Origin of the sequence: Staphylococcus kloosii (genome assembly GCF_032139365.1) — a bacterium.
Classification (GTDB): domain Bacteria; phylum Bacillota; class Bacilli; order Staphylococcales; family Staphylococcaceae; genus Staphylococcus; species Staphylococcus kloosii_A.
In genome coordinates, this window is record NZ_JAVTDB010000001.1 from 11,852 (window position 1) to 29,112 (window position 17,261).

20 protein-coding genes are annotated in these 17,261 nt (G+C 32.3%); 17 read left to right on the top strand and 3 right to left on the bottom strand.

Annotated elements, in window-relative coordinates; all coding sequences use genetic code 11:
* The first annotated feature begins 93 nt into the window (after window positions 1–93).
* The 5 genes from RPL90_RS00060 to RPL90_RS00080 all read left to right on the top strand — a co-directional run bounded on the left by RPL90_RS00060 (window position 94) and on the right by RPL90_RS00080 (window position 4,708).
* Window positions 94–1,011, top strand: coding sequence for a Rossmann-fold NAD(P)-binding domain-containing protein (locus RPL90_RS00060; RefSeq protein ID WP_313541222.1), 918 nt, complete (start codon window positions 94–96; stop codon window positions 1,009–1,011).
* Window positions 1,012–1,029: 18 nt separating this feature from the next.
* The gene (locus RPL90_RS00065; protein WP_313541224.1) at window positions 1,030–1,704 is read left to right on the top strand and encodes a response regulator transcription factor; all 675 of its coding nucleotides are present in this window, start codon (window positions 1,030–1,032) and stop codon (window positions 1,702–1,704) included.
* Entirely contained in the window at window positions 1,697–2,731 is a 1,035-nt protein-coding gene (locus RPL90_RS00070) for a sensor histidine kinase (protein ID WP_313541226.1), read from the top strand. Before RPL90_RS00065 ends, RPL90_RS00070 begins: the two co-directional genes overlap by 8 nt.
* 338 nt (window positions 2,732–3,069) lie before the next feature.
* Window positions 3,070–3,687: a DUF47 domain-containing protein gene (locus tag RPL90_RS00075; RefSeq protein ID WP_061855319.1), complete on the top strand. Its 618-nt coding sequence runs from the start codon at window positions 3,070–3,072 to the stop codon at window positions 3,685–3,687.
* A gap of 13 nt (window positions 3,688–3,700) precedes the next feature.
* Window positions 3,701–4,708, top strand: a complete 1,008-nt coding sequence (locus RPL90_RS00080; RefSeq protein ID WP_313541228.1) for an inorganic phosphate transporter — start codon at window positions 3,701–3,703, stop codon at window positions 4,706–4,708.
* Between the two features lie 160 nt (window positions 4,709–4,868).
* On the opposite strand, the gene RPL90_RS00085 is transcribed toward RPL90_RS00080, so the two are convergent.
* Window positions 4,869–5,687, bottom strand: a complete 819-nt coding sequence (locus tag RPL90_RS00085) for a LysM peptidoglycan-binding domain-containing protein (protein ID WP_313541230.1) — start codon at window positions 5,685–5,687, stop codon at window positions 4,869–4,871.
* 349 nt (window positions 5,688–6,036) lie between these two features.
* Here RPL90_RS00085 and RPL90_RS00090 point away from each other — a divergent pair, with 349 nt between their 5' ends.
* The 3 genes from RPL90_RS00090 to RPL90_RS00100 all read left to right on the top strand — a co-directional run bounded on the left by RPL90_RS00090 (window position 6,037) and on the right by RPL90_RS00100 (window position 8,089).
* Window positions 6,037–6,696: a Bax inhibitor-1/YccA family protein gene (locus tag RPL90_RS00090; RefSeq protein WP_313541232.1), complete on the top strand. Its 660-nt coding sequence runs from the start codon at window positions 6,037–6,039 to the stop codon at window positions 6,694–6,696.
* Between the two features lie 194 nt (window positions 6,697–6,890).
* On the top strand, window positions 6,891–7,607 hold the full coding sequence (locus tag RPL90_RS00095) for a YebC/PmpR family DNA-binding transcriptional regulator (protein WP_313541233.1): 717 nt from the start codon (window positions 6,891–6,893) through the stop codon (window positions 7,605–7,607).
* Window positions 7,607–8,089 carry a cupin domain-containing protein gene (locus tag RPL90_RS00100; protein WP_313541235.1) on the top strand — a complete coding sequence of 161 codons (483 nt, stop codon included), beginning with the start codon at window positions 7,607–7,609 and terminating at the stop codon, window positions 8,087–8,089. Before RPL90_RS00095 ends, RPL90_RS00100 begins: the two co-directional genes overlap by 1 nt.
* 74 nt (window positions 8,090–8,163) lie before the next feature.
* On the opposite strand, the gene RPL90_RS00105 is transcribed toward RPL90_RS00100, so the two are convergent.
* Window positions 8,164–9,273 (bottom strand): 5-methyltetrahydropteroyltriglutamate--homocysteine S-methyltransferase, encoded by a 1,110-nt coding sequence (locus RPL90_RS00105; RefSeq protein WP_313541237.1) that lies wholly within the window; start codon window positions 9,271–9,273, stop codon window positions 8,164–8,166.
* Window positions 9,274–9,469: 196 nt separating this feature from the next.
* Between RPL90_RS00105 and RPL90_RS00110 the strand changes: the two genes are divergently transcribed.
* The 5 genes from RPL90_RS00110 (at window position 9,470) to RPL90_RS00130 (ending at window position 14,238) form a co-directional block, all read left to right on the top strand.
* A complete protein-coding gene (locus tag RPL90_RS00110; RefSeq protein ID WP_313541239.1) occupies window positions 9,470–10,093 on the top strand; it encodes a ribonuclease FAU-1 family protein in 624 nt (207 codons plus the stop codon).
* A gap of 219 nt (window positions 10,094–10,312) precedes the next feature.
* Window positions 10,313–11,167 (top strand): LysR family transcriptional regulator, encoded by an 855-nt coding sequence (locus RPL90_RS00115; protein WP_195715643.1) that lies wholly within the window; start codon window positions 10,313–10,315, stop codon window positions 11,165–11,167.
* Window positions 11,168–11,193: 26 nt separating this feature from the next.
* Window positions 11,194–12,402 carry a sugar efflux transporter gene (locus RPL90_RS00120; RefSeq protein ID WP_313541241.1) on the top strand — a complete coding sequence of 403 codons (1,209 nt, stop codon included), beginning with the start codon at window positions 11,194–11,196 and terminating at the stop codon, window positions 12,400–12,402.
* Between the two features lie 5 nt (window positions 12,403–12,407).
* A complete protein-coding gene (locus tag RPL90_RS00125) occupies window positions 12,408–12,890 on the top strand; it encodes a DUF456 domain-containing protein (RefSeq protein WP_313541243.1) in 483 nt (160 codons plus the stop codon).
* A 187-nt stretch (window positions 12,891–13,077) separates the two neighbouring features.
* Window positions 13,078–14,238, top strand: a complete 1,161-nt coding sequence (locus RPL90_RS00130) for an MFS transporter (protein WP_313541245.1) — start codon at window positions 13,078–13,080, stop codon at window positions 14,236–14,238.
* A 39-nt stretch (window positions 14,239–14,277) separates the two neighbouring features.
* On the opposite strand, the gene RPL90_RS00135 is transcribed toward RPL90_RS00130, so the two are convergent.
* Window positions 14,278–14,961 (bottom strand): DUF1129 family protein, encoded by a 684-nt coding sequence (locus RPL90_RS00135; protein WP_313541246.1) that lies wholly within the window; start codon window positions 14,959–14,961, stop codon window positions 14,278–14,280.
* Between the two features lie 91 nt (window positions 14,962–15,052).
* Between RPL90_RS00135 and RPL90_RS00140 the strand changes: the two genes are divergently transcribed.
* The 4 genes from RPL90_RS00140 (at window position 15,053) to RPL90_RS00155 (ending at window position 17,067) form a co-directional block, all read left to right on the top strand.
* A complete protein-coding gene (locus tag RPL90_RS00140; protein ID WP_313541248.1) occupies window positions 15,053–15,520 on the top strand; it encodes a GNAT family N-acetyltransferase in 468 nt (155 codons plus the stop codon).
* Window positions 15,521–15,563: 43 nt separating this feature from the next.
* Window positions 15,564–15,830: an SA0632 family lipoprotein gene (locus RPL90_RS00145; RefSeq protein ID WP_313541250.1), complete on the top strand. Its 267-nt coding sequence runs from the start codon at window positions 15,564–15,566 to the stop codon at window positions 15,828–15,830.
* Window positions 15,831–16,117: 287 nt separating this feature from the next.
* Window positions 16,118–16,414: a hypothetical protein gene (locus RPL90_RS00150; RefSeq protein ID WP_048792518.1), complete on the top strand. Its 297-nt coding sequence runs from the start codon at window positions 16,118–16,120 to the stop codon at window positions 16,412–16,414.
* Window positions 16,415–16,521: 107 nt separating this feature from the next.
* On the top strand, window positions 16,522–17,067 hold the full coding sequence (locus tag RPL90_RS00155) for a GNAT family N-acetyltransferase (protein ID WP_313541252.1): 546 nt from the start codon (window positions 16,522–16,524) through the stop codon (window positions 17,065–17,067).
* The last annotated feature ends 194 nt before the right edge of the window (window positions 17,068–17,261 follow it).

A 17,261-nucleotide genomic window follows, 5' to 3' on the forward strand; every position in this document is an offset into this window, starting at 1 on the left:
TGGGCAATTTATATTTAGTATAATATAAATTGCAAAGATAATCTTTAGTTTTCTCAAAACAATATAATTTATTAATAAAAAGGAGTGGCGTCGATGAAGCCTAAAGTGCTACTTGCAGGAGCTACAGGGTATATAGGAAAAAATTTAATAGCTTCGATAAAATCAGAAGCGCAACTGTATACATTATCTAAATATCCAAAAGAAGAAGAAGTGCAAGAAGTCATTTGGTTGAAAAAAGATATTTATAATTATCAAGACGTTGTTAGTGCAATGGAGGGAATGAATATTGCCGTTTATTATTTAGATCCTACTAAGCATTCGGCAAAGCTTACAGACGCTACTGCGAAAGATTTAAATATTATCGCGGCAGATAATTTTGGGCGTGCCGCAGCAATTAATAAAGTAACGAAAATTATTTATATCGGCGGCAGTCGTTTTGATCGCGAAACCGTTGAAAGATTATCAGCTTATGGTGTTAAAGTAGAAGAAACGGAAAATAGAGTCGTACGACCTAATGTTTCTGCTGAATTACAAGTGTCAAAATATGATGATGTACGTGCAGCAATGAACATGCAATTACCCGTTAATTGGACATTAGACCATATGGTGAAAGCGTATATGTCATGGCTAAATGAAACTAAGGGAACTATTATTCATAGCTACAATGAAGGCGACAACTTTTTTATTTATTTAAAACGTAAAGATAGACCGTTATTAATATTACACAAAGTGCAAACTGCGGAAGATATTATTACTATGCATTTAGTTGGCGGGAGCCTTACTAAACCGAATATCCAAAAACAAGGTAAGTTAGAATTTAGAGCATTAAAAGGATCTTCTAAGGTAATGGCCCATTTATATGACTATATCCCTAAAGTGATATGGCCCATTTATTACGTTTCGCAAGCACCATTTCAAAAAATGATGTTACGCGGCTTCGACGTTAATTGTCGTATTAAAAATTTTCAACAACGACTACGTTCGGGTGAAAATATGAAATACACTAAATAATTATTGGAGGCATCGTGTGTGAAAGTATTATTAGTTGAAGATGATAAGACATTATTTAATGAATTAAGTAAAGAATTAATTCAATGGGATTTTGAGGTAGAAAGTGTAGCAGACTTTTCAGATGTCGTTGCATCTTTTGAACGAGTAAAACCGAAAATCATTATCATGGATATTCAATTACCTAAATATGATGGGTTCCATTGGACGAGAAAAATCCGCCAATCTTCCAATGTTCCTATACTATTTCTATCTTCAAGAGATAGCCCTATGGATCAAGTGATGGGTATGGAACTTGGTGCAGATGATTACGTACAAAAACCATTTAATACGAATGTACTTATTGCCAAATTGCAGGCTATTTATCGCAGAGTATATGAATTTAGTACTGAAGATAAAAGAAATATCGACTGGCAAGGTGCGACGTTAGATTTAACGAAAGACGTTATTAGTAAAGGTAATCAAGATATTATGTTATCTAAAACAGAAATGATTATTTTAGAAATGCTTGTACGAAAACAAAATCAAATCGTAACGAGAGATACAATTATAACGGCCTTATGGGACGATGAGGCATTTGTGAGCGATAATACATTAACGGTAAACGTTAATCGCTTACGTAAGAAATTAAAAGATATAGGCATGGATAATGAAATTGAAACTAAAGTCGGTAGAGGATACTTAGCACATGGGTAATGTGAAATTGCTGTGGATGTATTTGATTTCACGATTGCGCTGGATCTTATGGATCATTTTTTTAAACATCATTATTCTTGTCATCGCTGCACTTGATTATAATATCGATATCGGCAGTGTATTATATATAGTTATTTTGAATATGGGTTTAACTATAGTTTATCTCATCTTTTCGTTTATTAAAGAAACACAGTTTATACGACATATTATAAATAATGAAGAGATTGAAGAGATTAAACATAAAAATTTAGCCGATACACCTTTTCAAAGAGAAGTAGTCACATTTTTATATAATAATATAGCAAATCAAAAAGCTATCTTGAGTCAACAACGACAACAAATTAAGACATACGAGCAATCACTGACGACTTTTGTTCACGACATAAAAACACCTGTGACTTCAATGAAATTATTAATAGATAAAGAGCAAGATAGTGAGCGTAAGCAATCATTAATGTATGAGTGGTCCCGTATCAATGCTATGTTAGATATGCAACTGTATTTAACACGTATGCAATCTCAAAATAAAGATTTATATTTTGAACATGTCGCTTTAAGAAAATTAGTAATAGAAGAAATTCAATTAACGCGCTTTATTAGTCAAGCGAGAGGTATAGGTTTTGATTTATTAATCGATGACCAGATGCAGATTTATACAGATACTAAATTATGTCGCATGATGATTAGACAGACGTTATCAAACGCTATTAAATATAGTGAAAACAGTACGATTATCATAGAGGCAAGATTAATAAATAATCACGTTACATTAAGTGTTAAAGACGAAGGAAGAGGAATTAGTGCTAAAGATTTACCACGTGTATTTGAAAGAGGTTTTACATCTACTTCATTTCACGATGATTCGGCATCGTCCGGGATTGGTCTATACTTAGTAAATGAATTAAAGAAAGCACTGAAAGTAACAGTAAAGATTAACTCAGAGTTAAATAATGGGACGGAAGTTATCTTTACGTTTCCTGAACAAAACGATATTGTGAAACGGCTCTCTCAACACGCAGAAAATTAACTTATAATTTATTTATATATGTATTTGTAAAAATAGAAATTAATAGGTTTTGGACTTATTAATGATGTTTTATTTTAAATTGATGAAATGAATGTTAAGAATTTGTAAATACAATTGTAGTATTGTAAATTTTGTGCTATTTTCAAATAAGGCAAAACAAGTTCTGCAAGTTAGTATTATGGGTAGTATGCAATATTCATTGAATGAACAATTTACTACATATATAATTTATTTTTATGCATAGTAACTGAGGACAGATGTTTAGCTGTAAAGGCTTTAAATTATTAAATTTATTGATGGTGATTATTAGCGATCGCTGTAAATGGAGGATTTTTTGAATGTTTAATAAGAAAAAAGACAAATTCATGGTACAACTAGAGGAAATGGTGTTTAATCTAGACCGCGCTGCGATTGAATTTGGAAAAATGGATTTTAATACACACTTAGATTTAAAAGCGTATTCAGACAATATTAAGACTTATGAATCACACGGTGACGAATTAATGCATCAAGTGATTTCAGATTTGAATCAAACATTCATTACACCTATTGAACGTGAAGATATTTTATCTTTATGTAATGCAATTGATGATGTGCTTGATGCAATTGAAGAAACATCTGGCATGTTCGAAATGTACTCAATAGAATATACTGATGAGTATATGGCGGAATTTGTTGATAATATCCAAAAAGCAGTAGCTGAAATGAAGTTAGCTGTAGGACTATTAGTAGATAAAAAATTATCTCACATGCGTATTCATTCTATTAATATTAAAGAATTTGAAACGAATTGTGATGGTATTTTACGTCAATCTATCAAACATATTTTCAATAGTGAAACAGATCCTATTACATTAATTAAAATTAAAGAAATATACGAAAGTTTAGAAGATATTGCCGATAAATGCCAAGTCGTGGCAAATAATTTTGAAACAATTATTATGAAAAATAGCTAAGGAGTCTTAATTTATGGAATATATTTTAATTGTCACTATAGCTATCGTAATATTTTCTCTATTATTTGACTTTATCAATGGCTTTCATGATACTGCCAATGCTGTAGCGACTGCCGTTTCAACTAGAGCACTCACGCCTAAAACCGCAATCTTTGTTGCCGCAATAATGAACTTTATTGGTGCATTAACTTTTACTGGTGTTGCAGGTACAATCACGAAGGATATTGTAGATCCGTTCAAACTTGAAAATGGACTTGTCGTAGTGTTGTCAGCTATTATCGCCGCAATTATTTGGAACTTAATTACATGGTTGTATGGTATTCCAAGTTCCTCTTCGCATGCGTTAATTGGTTCTATCGCGGGTGCGGCTATTGCGTCGCAAGGCTCATTTGCGGTCTTACACTACGAAGGATTTACTAAAATTATCGTAGTATTATTGTTATCACCAGTTATTGCGTTTATAGTCGGCTTTATCATTTATTCAATTGTTAAAGTTATTTTTAAAAATGCAAATTTAACGAAAACGAACCGTAACTTTAGATTTTTCCAAATATTTACTGCATCATTACAATCATTCTCACATGGTACTAACGATGCGCAAAAATCTATGGGTATTATTACGTTAGCGCTTATTGTTGCAAACATTCAAACAGGTTCAAGTGTTGAACCGCAATTATGGGTAAAAATTGCCTGTGCCACTGCGATGGGTCTAGGAACTGCAGTAGGTGGTTGGAAAATCATCAAAACTGTGGGTGGTAATATTATGAAAATACGACCAGCAAATGGGGCGGCAGCAGACTTATCTTCTGCTTTAACTATATTTGTAGCATCATCACTGCACTTCCCATTATCAACAACACACGTTGTATCATCTTCAATACTAGGGGTAGGTTCATCTAATCGTATTAAAGGTGTGAAATGGAAAACTGCACAACGTATGATTATAACTTGGGTTATAACATTACCGATTTCAGCTATTTTAGCTGCATTGATTTTCTACATTGTAAATTTTATTATCTAATTGTAAATAATCATCAACAGACATATATATATAACCATTGTTATTAAAAGTGGAAAGATACTTTTAGTAGCAATGGTTTTTTTAATGGCTAAACAAAACGCCAGAACATTTAACAATAGATGTTCTGGCGTTTTTGATAATATATTATATTGTCACATGCTTAGTGAATGTAGTTATAGCTTGATGCTTGAGAAGCTGGAATAGTACGGTATCCAACTGTACCTGGTGCAGTGTTGTAGTTCATTTCTGAAACCATGATGCTACCGTCTGGATTAACGCGTTCAACATAAGCTACATGACCTACAGGGCCTTCATATGTTTGTAAGATTGAACCAACGCTAGGGCTATTGTTTACTGTGTAGCCATCGTTGGCCGCGTTGTTAGCCCAGTCTTGAGCATTGTACCAGTAAGTACTGATTGGGTTCCCTGCTTCAGCACGACGATTAAATACGTGCCAAGTACACTGTCCCCAGTCATATAAATTTGAACTGTTTGCAGATTGACTTGGTGCTGGGCTTGTAGATGTATCTCCACCACCTGCACCGCCACCAGTTGAACCAGCGCCCGGTATTTGTAATGTTTGGTTTGGTTGAATAATATAGTTGTTTAAATTGTTAGCTGACATTAATTCATCAACTGAAACACCATATTTATTAGCGATTACTGCTAAAGTTTCTCCAGATTGAACAGTGTGCGTTGAACCACCAGATACCTCAGAAGAAGTGTTTGAAGTTGTGTTAGAGCTAGAGCCTTGTGATCCGCTACCACCAATTTCAATGACTTGTCCTGGGAATACAATATTGTTACTAATATTATTATTCTTTTTGATTTCATCTACTGAAGTATTATATTTTTGAGCGATTGACCAAAGCGACTCACCTGATTTTACAGTATGTTGCGTAGATGCATGTGCATCATGATTTGCTAAAATAGCAGCTGTCCCTGATGCAGCAGTAACTGCAAATGCTAACTTTTTCAAAATTACTCCTCCTTAATGTCTCTATGAATGTATGTAAATTTAAAAAGTTCATAGAACGTCCATATATTGTTAATTCACAACCTATACTAACAGAAAAATGGTGGTTTATGTTTGATGTTATAAATTTGTAATATTAGCAATATATTAGTGTAAAATTACAATTACGTTTGACTGTGCCTTTTTACGCCTTTTATAAGTTATTTTACATTATATTGGGCTTGATAATTTTAAGATTTGTAATATTAAGTAATACAAAATGCCGAAGATTCAAATACACATCTATTATTATGTGTTATTTTATATATATGTTAATTTAAAAACAATAATAAGTTTAAAGGTAGGGAAGAACATGGCGGAAGCATCGCAACAAACAAAGAATTATAATATGAAGAAAAATAAAGACCAGGCAAAAGCTTACGGAAAAGTATGGTTATTCTTTGTATACTATTGGATAATCTTTGGTATCGGTTGTTATTTTGGACAGTTTTTACCGATGTCTTGGCGTAAACCGTTATCCATTGCACTATTAGTGCTAGTGTTAGTTACCTTATTTACTAATCGAGCGCGTAAGTCAGGTTTAATAATATCTCACATTTATACTGTTGTAGTCGGTTTATTGGCATATGCCACATTTACCAGTTACTTACAAAATTTAGGTGAAGAGGTATTTTACAAAAACGTTATTTTAGCAATAGCTGCATTTATTATTTTCGGACTTATCGGTTATTTCTTAATCGGAGATGCCTCTAGTATGGGCAAATATTTATTCGTAACCTTAATAGCATTAGTCATAGCAGGTATCGTAGGAATGTTTATTCATAATCCAATACTCCATACTATTATAACGATAGTTGGTTTATTCTTGTTCTTACTATATACACTATACGATTTCAACCGTATGAAGCGTGGTAAATTCTCACCTAGAGAAATGGGATTCAACTTATTTATTAACTTACTACACATCATCAAATACGTACTAAACTTAGCTGTACGAATGAACAGAAAATAATATGTAACCAAATTAAATATTATATAGAAGAGACGGGTTTTGTTGTACGTTAACGACATACGCGTCTCTTTTATGTTTAAATAATTAGTGGACTTATAAATACAAAGATTATAGCTTTTCAACTATATAATAAGCGTGATTTACGCTATAATATAAATGTTACAATTAGAGGATTAAGAAAGTGAGATGAAATTATGGGTCGTAAATGGAATAATATTAAAGAGAAAAAAGCCCAAAAAGATAAAAATACAAGTCGTATTTATGCGAAATTCGGTAAAGAAATTTATGTTGCTGCAAAATCAGGAGAACCTGATCCAGAATCAAATCAAACTTTACGCTTAACTTTAGAAAGAGCCAAAACGTATTCTGTGCCAAATCATATCATTGAAAAAGCGATTGAAAAGGCTAAAGGTGCAGGAGAAGAAAACTACGATCATTTAAGATATGAAGGTTTTGGACCAAGTGGTTCAATGATTATTGTTGATGCATTAACAAACAATGTAAATAGAACAGCCTCTGACGTAAGAGCTGCTTTCGGTAAAAATGGCGGCAATATGGGCGTGTCTGGTTCTGTGGCGTATATGTTTGACCATACTGCAGTATTTGGCTTCGAAGGTTATGCTGCAGATGATATTTTAGAACAATTAATGGAACAAGATATCGATGTAAAAGACGTTGTTGAAGAAGAAGATTTAACAATTGTTTATGCTGAGCCGGAGCAATTTGCACAAGTACAAGATGCATTAAAAGAATATGGTGTAGCAGAATTTAAAGTAGCAGAATTCGAAATGTTACCACAAAGTGACGTTGAATTATCTGCTGAAGATCAAGAAGTATTTGAAAAACTAATTGATGCTTTAGAGGATTTGGAAGATGTTCAAAATGTTTTCCATAATGTGGCGTTAAATTAATGACTCAAAATATTGAGCAGTGGATTGAACAATTGAGTTTAACACCACATCCTGAAGGTGGTTATTATAAAGAAATCATTACTGGTATGAGTTCCAATTCAACGCGCGCGCCATATTCTAGTATTTACTTCTTATTATCTCATGACAATATATCGCATTTTCATCGCATAGACGCTGATGAAATATGGTACCATCATGAGGGCCACACGTTATTAGTGCATATGATTGACCCTGATGGTCAATATAAATGTATAAGACTAGGTAAGAATACAGGCGAAGGTGACGTATTGCAATATGTGGTGCCTAAAGGTACAATATTTGCGTCATCGCTAGCCAATGAAGAAGGTTATGCTCTAGTGGGATGTATGTGCCAACCCGCATTTGATTTCAATCACTTTGAAATGTTTACCAAAACTGAATTAAAGCAGTTATATCCACATTTAAATGAGGTTATAGATCGTTATGCTTTGACAGAAAAATAACAAATTAAAAAACAGCTTCCCAACAATTAAATTTTGGGGAAGCTGTTTTATATTATCAACATAGTACAGCGTACTTATTTTGAAGTGTTAAAGACGTCGTTAGCAATTTCTACGACATAAGCTAATTTTTTCCATTGCTCCTCTTCAGTTAATTTGTTTCCTTCTTCAGTCGAAGCAAATCCACATTGAGGACTTAAACATATTTGATCTTCGCTAATATAATTTTTAGCTTCTGCAATACGTGCTAAAATTGTTTCTTTATTTTCTAAATCACCACTTTTAGAAGTAAATAGACCTAATACAGCTGCACTATTTTCTGGGAAATAACGTAACGGCTCAAAATCACCTGAACGGTCGTCATCATATTCAAGGAAAAAACCACCTAATTTTTCTTTAAATAAATAAGGCGCTATTGGTTCATAACCGCCAGAAATGGCCCAAGTAGATTTGTAATTACCGCGACAAATATGTGTAGTGATTAATAAATCTTCTGGTAAACCTTGAATCGCCTCGTTAATAACTGCGTATGCTAATTGTCTTGCGCGTTCTTTTTCATCCTCAGAACGATCACGTCCGCGTGTTTTTTGAGTGCCGGAAGTTAAATTAGCCCAATAAACATCGTCTAACTGGATATAGCGTGCACCTAAATCATAAAATTTTTGCAATGATTCATGATAAGCTTGGGCCACATCATGTGCAAAATCTTTAATGTTTGGATAAATCGCTTCATTTAAAATGTTTGGATGGAACAATTGATTAGGACTTGGAATAGACACTTTTGCTATGCCACGGTCCCCAACTTTATCATATAAAAATTTGAAATGCTCAAAATGAGGATGGTTTGGATTGAAACTTACTTTGTCTGTAATACGTACATTATGACTACGTGTTTCCACGCCTTCGAATGATAATCCGTGTTCTGGCGTATATCCTTGAACACCATCTAAATTTTCCAAGAAATCGAAATGCCACCAACTTCTTCTGAATTCACCATCTGTAATGCTATGTAAACCTACTTCTAGTTGTTTTTCTATGATGCGTTCGATTTCTTCATCTTCGACTTTTTGTAAATCTGTAGCGGTAATTTCATTATTTTGAAATTGTGTTCTCGCTTCTTTTAATCTTTCTGGTCTTAGCAAACTGCCAACGTGGTCAGCACGAAATGGTCGTTGTAGTACTGTCATTCATTTTTCCCCCAATAGTTGTAATTTTCTGAAAATATACTCCAATTTAACAAAATAGCCAGAGGTTGTCAATTTAGCTTTATTGCTATGAAATATAGTACAATAGTTACAATTAAAATTTGGCGTTCAATTCATTGATACTATGGATGACATTATGAAATCAGTTTTATATAATAAGAGCAAGGAGTTGGTGACAGTGAAAGTAAAATATATCGATAAACGTCACTGGCGTCGAATCGTAGATAGAGAATATGTAGAAGTAAAAGTGAATAATAATAAATTCAAAGGTATTATTGGCTTAGTTACTATGAAAAAGGTACGTGAACCACTCGAGGTTTCGGTAGTTGGCCAAAAAATTACTGTTGCAGATGATAACTATCAGTGGTTACAAATACTACCGGAAAAAAAGCGTTATAGTATCACCGTTATGATTGATAGCGAGGGAAATCCGCTAGAATTTTATTTTGATATTAATATTAAAAATATTACCCAAAAAGGTAATGCAAGAACGTTAGATTTATTTTTAGATGTTTTAGTATTGCCGAACGGCGAGTATGAGTTAGTTGATGAAGAAGATTTACAGCGTGCTTTAGAACAAGGTCAAATAACAAAACAGCAATATCATGAAGCATATGTGATTGCACATCAGTTAATGATTAAAATCGACAAAGATTTTCCACAAATGCAAGAAAAAATTATGTATTGTTTCCACAAAATTAAACATAAAACGCCTGCACATAAACCAAACAAGTTTAATAAAGTGAAACCCCATCATAAAAAGCACCAAAGACATAAAGAAAATAGACAAAGCGAGAGTTAGATCATGGCTTCATTACGGGTATTGATATGACGCATGAAGAATGAATTGTGCATTTTTTTAAGTAGTTATTATAACGTTAGTAAGTATTTAAAATTTATTTATTAAAAGTTATAAATAAATTTTAATAATCACAACGTAAATAGTTAACTAAAAAACGAATGAATACACATCATCTAAAGAAGAATAAAAACTTATATATAAAAGCTTTAGGGGGTTATTATGAAGATTGACGATTATCGTTTAATTACGACTTTAGATGAAACTAAAACGTTAAGAAAAGCTGCCGAAATATTATATATTTCTCAACCAGCTGTGACACAAAGGTTAAAAGCAATAGAAAATGCTTTTGGTGTCGATATTTTTATACGTACGAAAAAACAATTAATAACAACCACAGAGGGTTCAATGATTATTGAACATGCAAAAGAGATGTTAAAAAAAGAAAGATTATTTTTAGATAAAATGCAAGCACATATAGGTGAAGTCAACGGTACGATATCAATAGGTTGTTCGTCTCTAATTGGACAAACGTTATTACCAGAAGTACTTAACTTATATACGCGTCAATTTCCAAACGTTGAAATACAAGTGCAAGTAGGTTCAAGTGAACAAATTAAAGCCAACCATAGAGATTATCATGTAATGATTATTAGAGGAAATAAATTGATGAACTTAAATAATACGCATTTATTTAATGATGAACATTATTTTATTCATCCTCACCATAGACGTGATGAAGTAAATAAACTTCCATTCATTGAGTTTCAAGCCGACCCAGTATACATAAACCAAATTAAAGAATGGTACAACAATCACTTAGGACAAGATTATCACGCTATGATAACGGTCGATCAAGTGGCAACATGTAAAGAAATGCTTCTAAACGGTGTAGGAGTTACAATTTTACCTGAAATTATGATGAAAAATATGGATAAAGAACAATTTGATTTTAAACGTGTCGATATAGAGTCACAGCCTTTAATTCGTTCTACTTATTTAAGTTATGATGCGAGTATGGTACAACTTCCACAAGTAGAATCATTTATTAATTTGGTGATGGAATACGTTAAATAAAGCTAATTAGGATTGAGGGTAAATAAATGTTTATACAGTTGTTACACATAAAAAACTATAAATTATTTGTATTCAATATGATGTTACTAGGTATGGGCATTGCAATCACTCTCCCTTATCTCGTACTTTTTGCGACAAACGATTTAGGTATGACGACGACGCAATATGGGTTATTATTGGCATTAGCAGCTATTAGTCAATTTACTGTTAATTCCATCGTTGCGCGGTTCTCAGATACGAAAAATATCAATCGTAAATTTTTAATTATTGCGGCACTCTTTATGGGCGCAATGAGTTTTAGTATTTATTTCTATATTAGAGAAATTTGGATTTTTATAGCAATGTACGCAATATTCCAAGGTTTATTTGCACCTGCAATGCCACAAATGTACGCATCTGCAAGAGAATCCATCAATGCATCTACTTCAAAAGATAGAGCGAAATTTGCAAACGCAGTATTACGATCAATGTTTTCATTCGGCTTTTTATTTGGTCCATTAATAGGTAATGGTTTGTTAGCTCTAAAAGGTTATTCAGGATTATTTGGTGGTACAATAGGCATTATTTTATTCACTTTAATATTACAAGTGGTTTTCTTTAGAGATATTAAATCAGCACCTAAAACTACCGATAAAAATTATGTAGAAGCGGCAGCACCAAACATGCTTAGAGATAAATCATTAATCGTGCCATTTTTAGCTTTTATTTTATTACATATAGGACAATGGATGTATACATTGAATATGCCCTTATTTGTAACGAAATATTTAGGAGAAAGTGAAAGATATGTAGGATATTTAGCTAGTTTATGTGCAGGTTTAGAAGTGCCGTTTATGGTAGTCTTAGGCGTTTTATCTGCCAAATTACAAACAAGAACCTTATTAATGTCTGGTGGACTTTTTGGCGGTTTGTTTTTCCTAAGTATCGGTTTTTTTGATAGTGTAGCAATGATGTTAGTAGGACAAGTGTTCTTGGCTATTTTCTTAGCTATTTTATTAGGGTTAGGCATTAGTTACTTTCAAGATATTTTACCTGCCTTCCCTGGGTATGCATCTACATTGTTCGCAAATGCGATGGTCATAGGTCAATTGTGTGGTAACTTATTAGGTGGAGCAATGAGTCATTGGGTAGGTTTAGGTAATGTATTCTATGTCTCAGCCATATCATTATTTATCGGTATGGTATTAATATTCTTTACGAAAGACCACAAATATACAGAAGAAGTTACGGAGTAGATAGTATGTCAGTTTTAATATGGTTATTAATTATCATAGCTTTTGCATTAGCATTTATAGGGTTAATTAAACCTATAATCCCGTCAGTACTTATGTTATGGGTAGGTTTCTTAATTTACCAATTTGGCATTTACAATAGCCACCTTTCTTGGGTCTTCTATGTTTCGATGTTGCTATTTACAATATTTATTTTAGTTGCAGATTTTATTATGAATAAATACTTTGTTAATAAATTTGGTGGTTCTAAAATAAGCGAATACGTTGCATTAATCGGAGTATTAGTAGGCTGTTTTGTATTTCCACCATTTGGCATTATCATCATTCCATTTATCGCAGTACTTGTAGTTGAATTAATATTAGAATCTAACTTCAAACAAGCGTTAAGTGCTAGTTTTGGCTCAGTTATTGCCTTTTTAGCTAGTTCGATCGCACAAGCTATCATCATGATTATTATGGTAATTTGGTTTTTCATTGAAGTATTAATTTAATATGATAGTAAAAGTAGTCAAATCTTATTGAGTTTTTGGCTGCTTTTATTTTTATCCGACAATTTATATAATTTCAGGCATTGAAATGAAAATTTATAAAAATATTTAAGCAATGCACTTGTTTCTGAAGCTTGTTTTTTAGTATAATCTCACTCATGTGCAAAAAATGAAATAGGAGGTACTGCAAATGAAATATCCAATAGCAATATGGATGTTGGCAATTGGCGCTTTTGCTATAGGTATGACAGAATTCGTAATCATGGGTCTTTTACCAAACGTAGCTAGAGACTTTGGTGTTTCAGTAAGCCAAGCGGGACAATTAATTACTGGATATGCGTTAGGCGTTGCCATTGGTGGACCTATATTAGTGATGCTAACAATTAAATGGAATCGTAAAATGCTGTTACTCGTGTTAATGGCAATATTTGTTTTCGGGAATATTGTAGCATCATTAAGTCCAACGTATGGAGTTATGCTAACAAGTAGAATCATAACATCATTAGCCCATGGTTCATTTTTCGGAATTGGTTCAATATTAGCAGCAAGTATGGTCAAACCAGCATATAGAGCAAGTGCGATGGCGTTAATGTTTATGGGCTTAAGTCTCAGTAATATTTTAGGTGTACCATTTGGTACGTTAATCGGACAACATTTTGGATGGCAAATGACTTTTGTTATAATCGCAATAATTGGCGTTTGTGCGTTTATAGGAATTATCTTTTTTGTACCTAAAACAAAACCTAATAAAGACGCATCGGTACTTAATGAACTTAAGATATTGAAAGAAAAACGCTTATGGCTAACATTAGCAGTTACACTATTTGGATTTAGTAGTGTGTTTGCTTATTTCACTTACATTTCCTCAGTTTTAATAGATGTATCACATGTAGCTGAAAATTTAATTTCCTATATATTAATTATTTTTGGTGTGGGTGTAACGCTCGGTAATATCGTTGGCGGCAAATTAGCAGATTTGAATTTAAATAAGGCATTAAAAATTATCTTTGTCACATTCATTCTTTACTTTATTTTATTGTATTTCATACAAATGAATGGATTCTTAATGGTAGCCGGCGTCTTCTTCTTTGGTTTAATTGGATTTAGTATGAGTCCATCATTACAATTTAAAAGTACATTGATTTCACAAGACGCACCGACGCTTGCAAGTACGTTAAATCAATCGGCTTTTAATTTAGGCAATGCATTAGGAGCATTTTTAGGAGGCGTAGTTGTAACACAATTACCAGTTGCTTCATTAAGCTTAATAGCGCCTATTTTAACGCTTATTGGACTTATCTTTTTAATAATTAGTATCCAAGTTGAGAAAAAAGATCAGCAAACAGCATAAAATAAAAAAACAGAGACTCTTCGTTGAGCCTCTGTTTTTTTATAAACTTGTATTGGCATTTTTATTTGAATAGTGATGATCAATATATAAGGATATCGGCACAATAATTAAAGATATTATAATAAATGTCCAATTGCCGATAAATATGTGGGGTCCAAATGCTAAATAGGATTGAGGCATAAAGAACACATAAAAAATGGTACATATAAGTACAATAATAACGAAATAAGTTAATAACCAACTGAGATGAGATCTACTAAAACATTGCATTTGTATTGCTTTAAAAATCATCCAAATAAATAAAAACACAATAAATATACCGATGATTAAAATAATAGGGAACGTATATAAATAAATATTTTTGGCACCAATGAAAAAACCAATGAACCCTTTTAAAAAGCAAAAGATACCTACTAATAAAATGAAATGTTCAACGATATATTTAAAAATATTGATTATCGTCTCGTTAGGTAGGGCTTTTAATTCTCTTTTGGCATGATTTTTCGGATCGTGATCAAAGAAATCCATAGCGTGTATTCCGCGATCTTCGGCGTTGAGCAATTGTTTTAAGATACGATTCAACATCTTTTCAGAATCAAGTGGATTTACACTTAAATCAGCTCTGACATACGTCATATAGTTTTCAAAAATTTCTCTATCTGTATTATTTAAGCGTAACGATTTAACGTTGTTTTCCCTTGTTAATTTGTCAGTAGATTTCATTTGAATTTAAGTTCCTTTTATTAGAATATTGATTTCTACACAATTATGACTAATATTAATACAGAAATCAATACTATATAGAGAGGCTTGTATGAGAAAATTAAACCTAGAAGATAAACAATTTATAAAGCAAATAGCATATATTCACGAGTCTGAGTTGACGAAGCAAGCATATGCGCAAGAACTTACTACATTTGCCATAAGTTTACGAGAAGAAATGATTATTCGTCGCTTAAAACATATGAATGATGTTATATTTTGTTACCTTAGAGAAGACCGTCTTATTGGCTTTATTTGGGGACACTGTCAAAAAGAAGATAAAGCAGTAGTGATTGAAATGCTATTTGTCTCGCATGATTATAGACATAAACAAATAGCAACAGAATTAAAGCAAGCAATTGAACAGTGGGCGATTGAAAACCACATCTATAAAGTTATCGGTACTGTAGCTATAGATAATGAAGCGATGATTCAATTAAATAATAAATTAGGCTACAATACTGAAAAAATGATAATGTCTAAAGAACTTACAACAATGGATGAACAACGTAGAGAATAATGGTAAAATAATGCTTGATAGTATAATGATAAGGAGCTCACGTATGAAAAAGTGGATTATTCTAATTTTAGCTTCGACCATCGCTTTATCTGGTTGTGGCAAGAGTGCAGAAAAAGAATCATTACAAAAAGACATTAGTAAATTAGAGAAAGAAAATAAAGAATTAAAACAACAAAAGGAAAAATTATCCAAGCAACAAGATAAATTGAAAGATCAAGCAGATCAACTAGAAAAGGACATTGACAGTGGTTCAACTAGTGACGATAGTAGTGACAAGAAAAAAGATTCGGATAAAGAGAAAGATAAGTAAACGAACGAATCATTAACGATACTTAAAATATATATGTATAACTAATAGAAAAATTATTTAATTAATATTAGCAAATATGTTACAATATTTCCTGTAAAATAATTTGTAAGGGTTTTAGCTTCAACATTAAAGGGTATTAACTTGTCATAAAAATAAAAATTGAAGTAAAAGATTAAGTGATTCATGAGTTATCACAATAAATGAAAAATATTAACGTTAAACTTTTAAATGAATTCGTAATAAATAGCAATAATTTGAGGACATGTGAAGAAAGCGAGGGAGTATTCATGCATGAACAAGATTTCAATATTTTAGAAGGCCGTTCAATTACATTACCTGAACTAGGTAAAGAATTAGAAAATATTACAGGAAGACAAATCAAAGATTCTACTGGTGAAATTAAACGTGTCGTTGCGCATTTACCTAATTTTGAATCAGATACTGATACATTCGTAGCTACTTATAGACTAGATCATCAAAATGATTTAATAGATGCTACATTTACAGCTCCAAAAAGCGAAAGAAACAGATTAAAAGAAGTAGCTGTTAACGTAGAATTAATTAGTTATATTACTAAGGCATAACAGCAATTTTACTTATAAAAACTATTACGTAGCGCGATATGATTAGTCATAACGCGTTATTTTTTTATAATACTACAATTACCATTAGCAATAACGGGGTGTGCATTATGACAATTTATATCGAAACTGATCGTCTTATTTTAAGAGATTGGCATGAAGATGATTTATTACCATTTCAACAAATGAATGCGAATCAACAAGTGAGACGTTTCTTTCCTAGCTTATTAAGTTATCGCCGTTCTGAATTAGATATGCATAAGATGGATGAAATTATTAAAGAACATGGTATAGGACTATTTGCTGTCGAACTAAAAGAAACAGGAGGATGGCTAGGGTTTATAGGTGTGAATTATATAGCCACAAACAGTAAATATAGCTTTGAAGAATTGCCGTTTTATGAAATTGGATGGAGATTAATACCTGAAGTATGGGGCAACGGTATTGCTTCAGAAGGTGCAACAGCGGTGTTAGCTTATGCAGCAACACAAGGTATCGACGAAGTTTATGCCTTAACTGCAGAACAAAATGTGAGTTCTATTAAAGTAATGGAAAAAATAAACATGCAATTTTATGACCATTTTGACTATCCCAATTTAAGTAATTATAATCCGTTAAAAAAACATGTTAGATACTATAAAAAATTAAACAAATAAAAAGAATGTAGCCAATAAGCTACATTTCAGAGTGTCGACAAAGTCTAAGACTTTGCCGGCATTTTTTAAGCGCATGCTTTCCACGGGCATGTTCTCAGACTGTAGTCTTCGAATCATGCTGCTCCCGCAGGAGTCGGCGCTAAAAAACACCAAATATTAACAATATATTTTATAATATAGATGAAATTTTATTT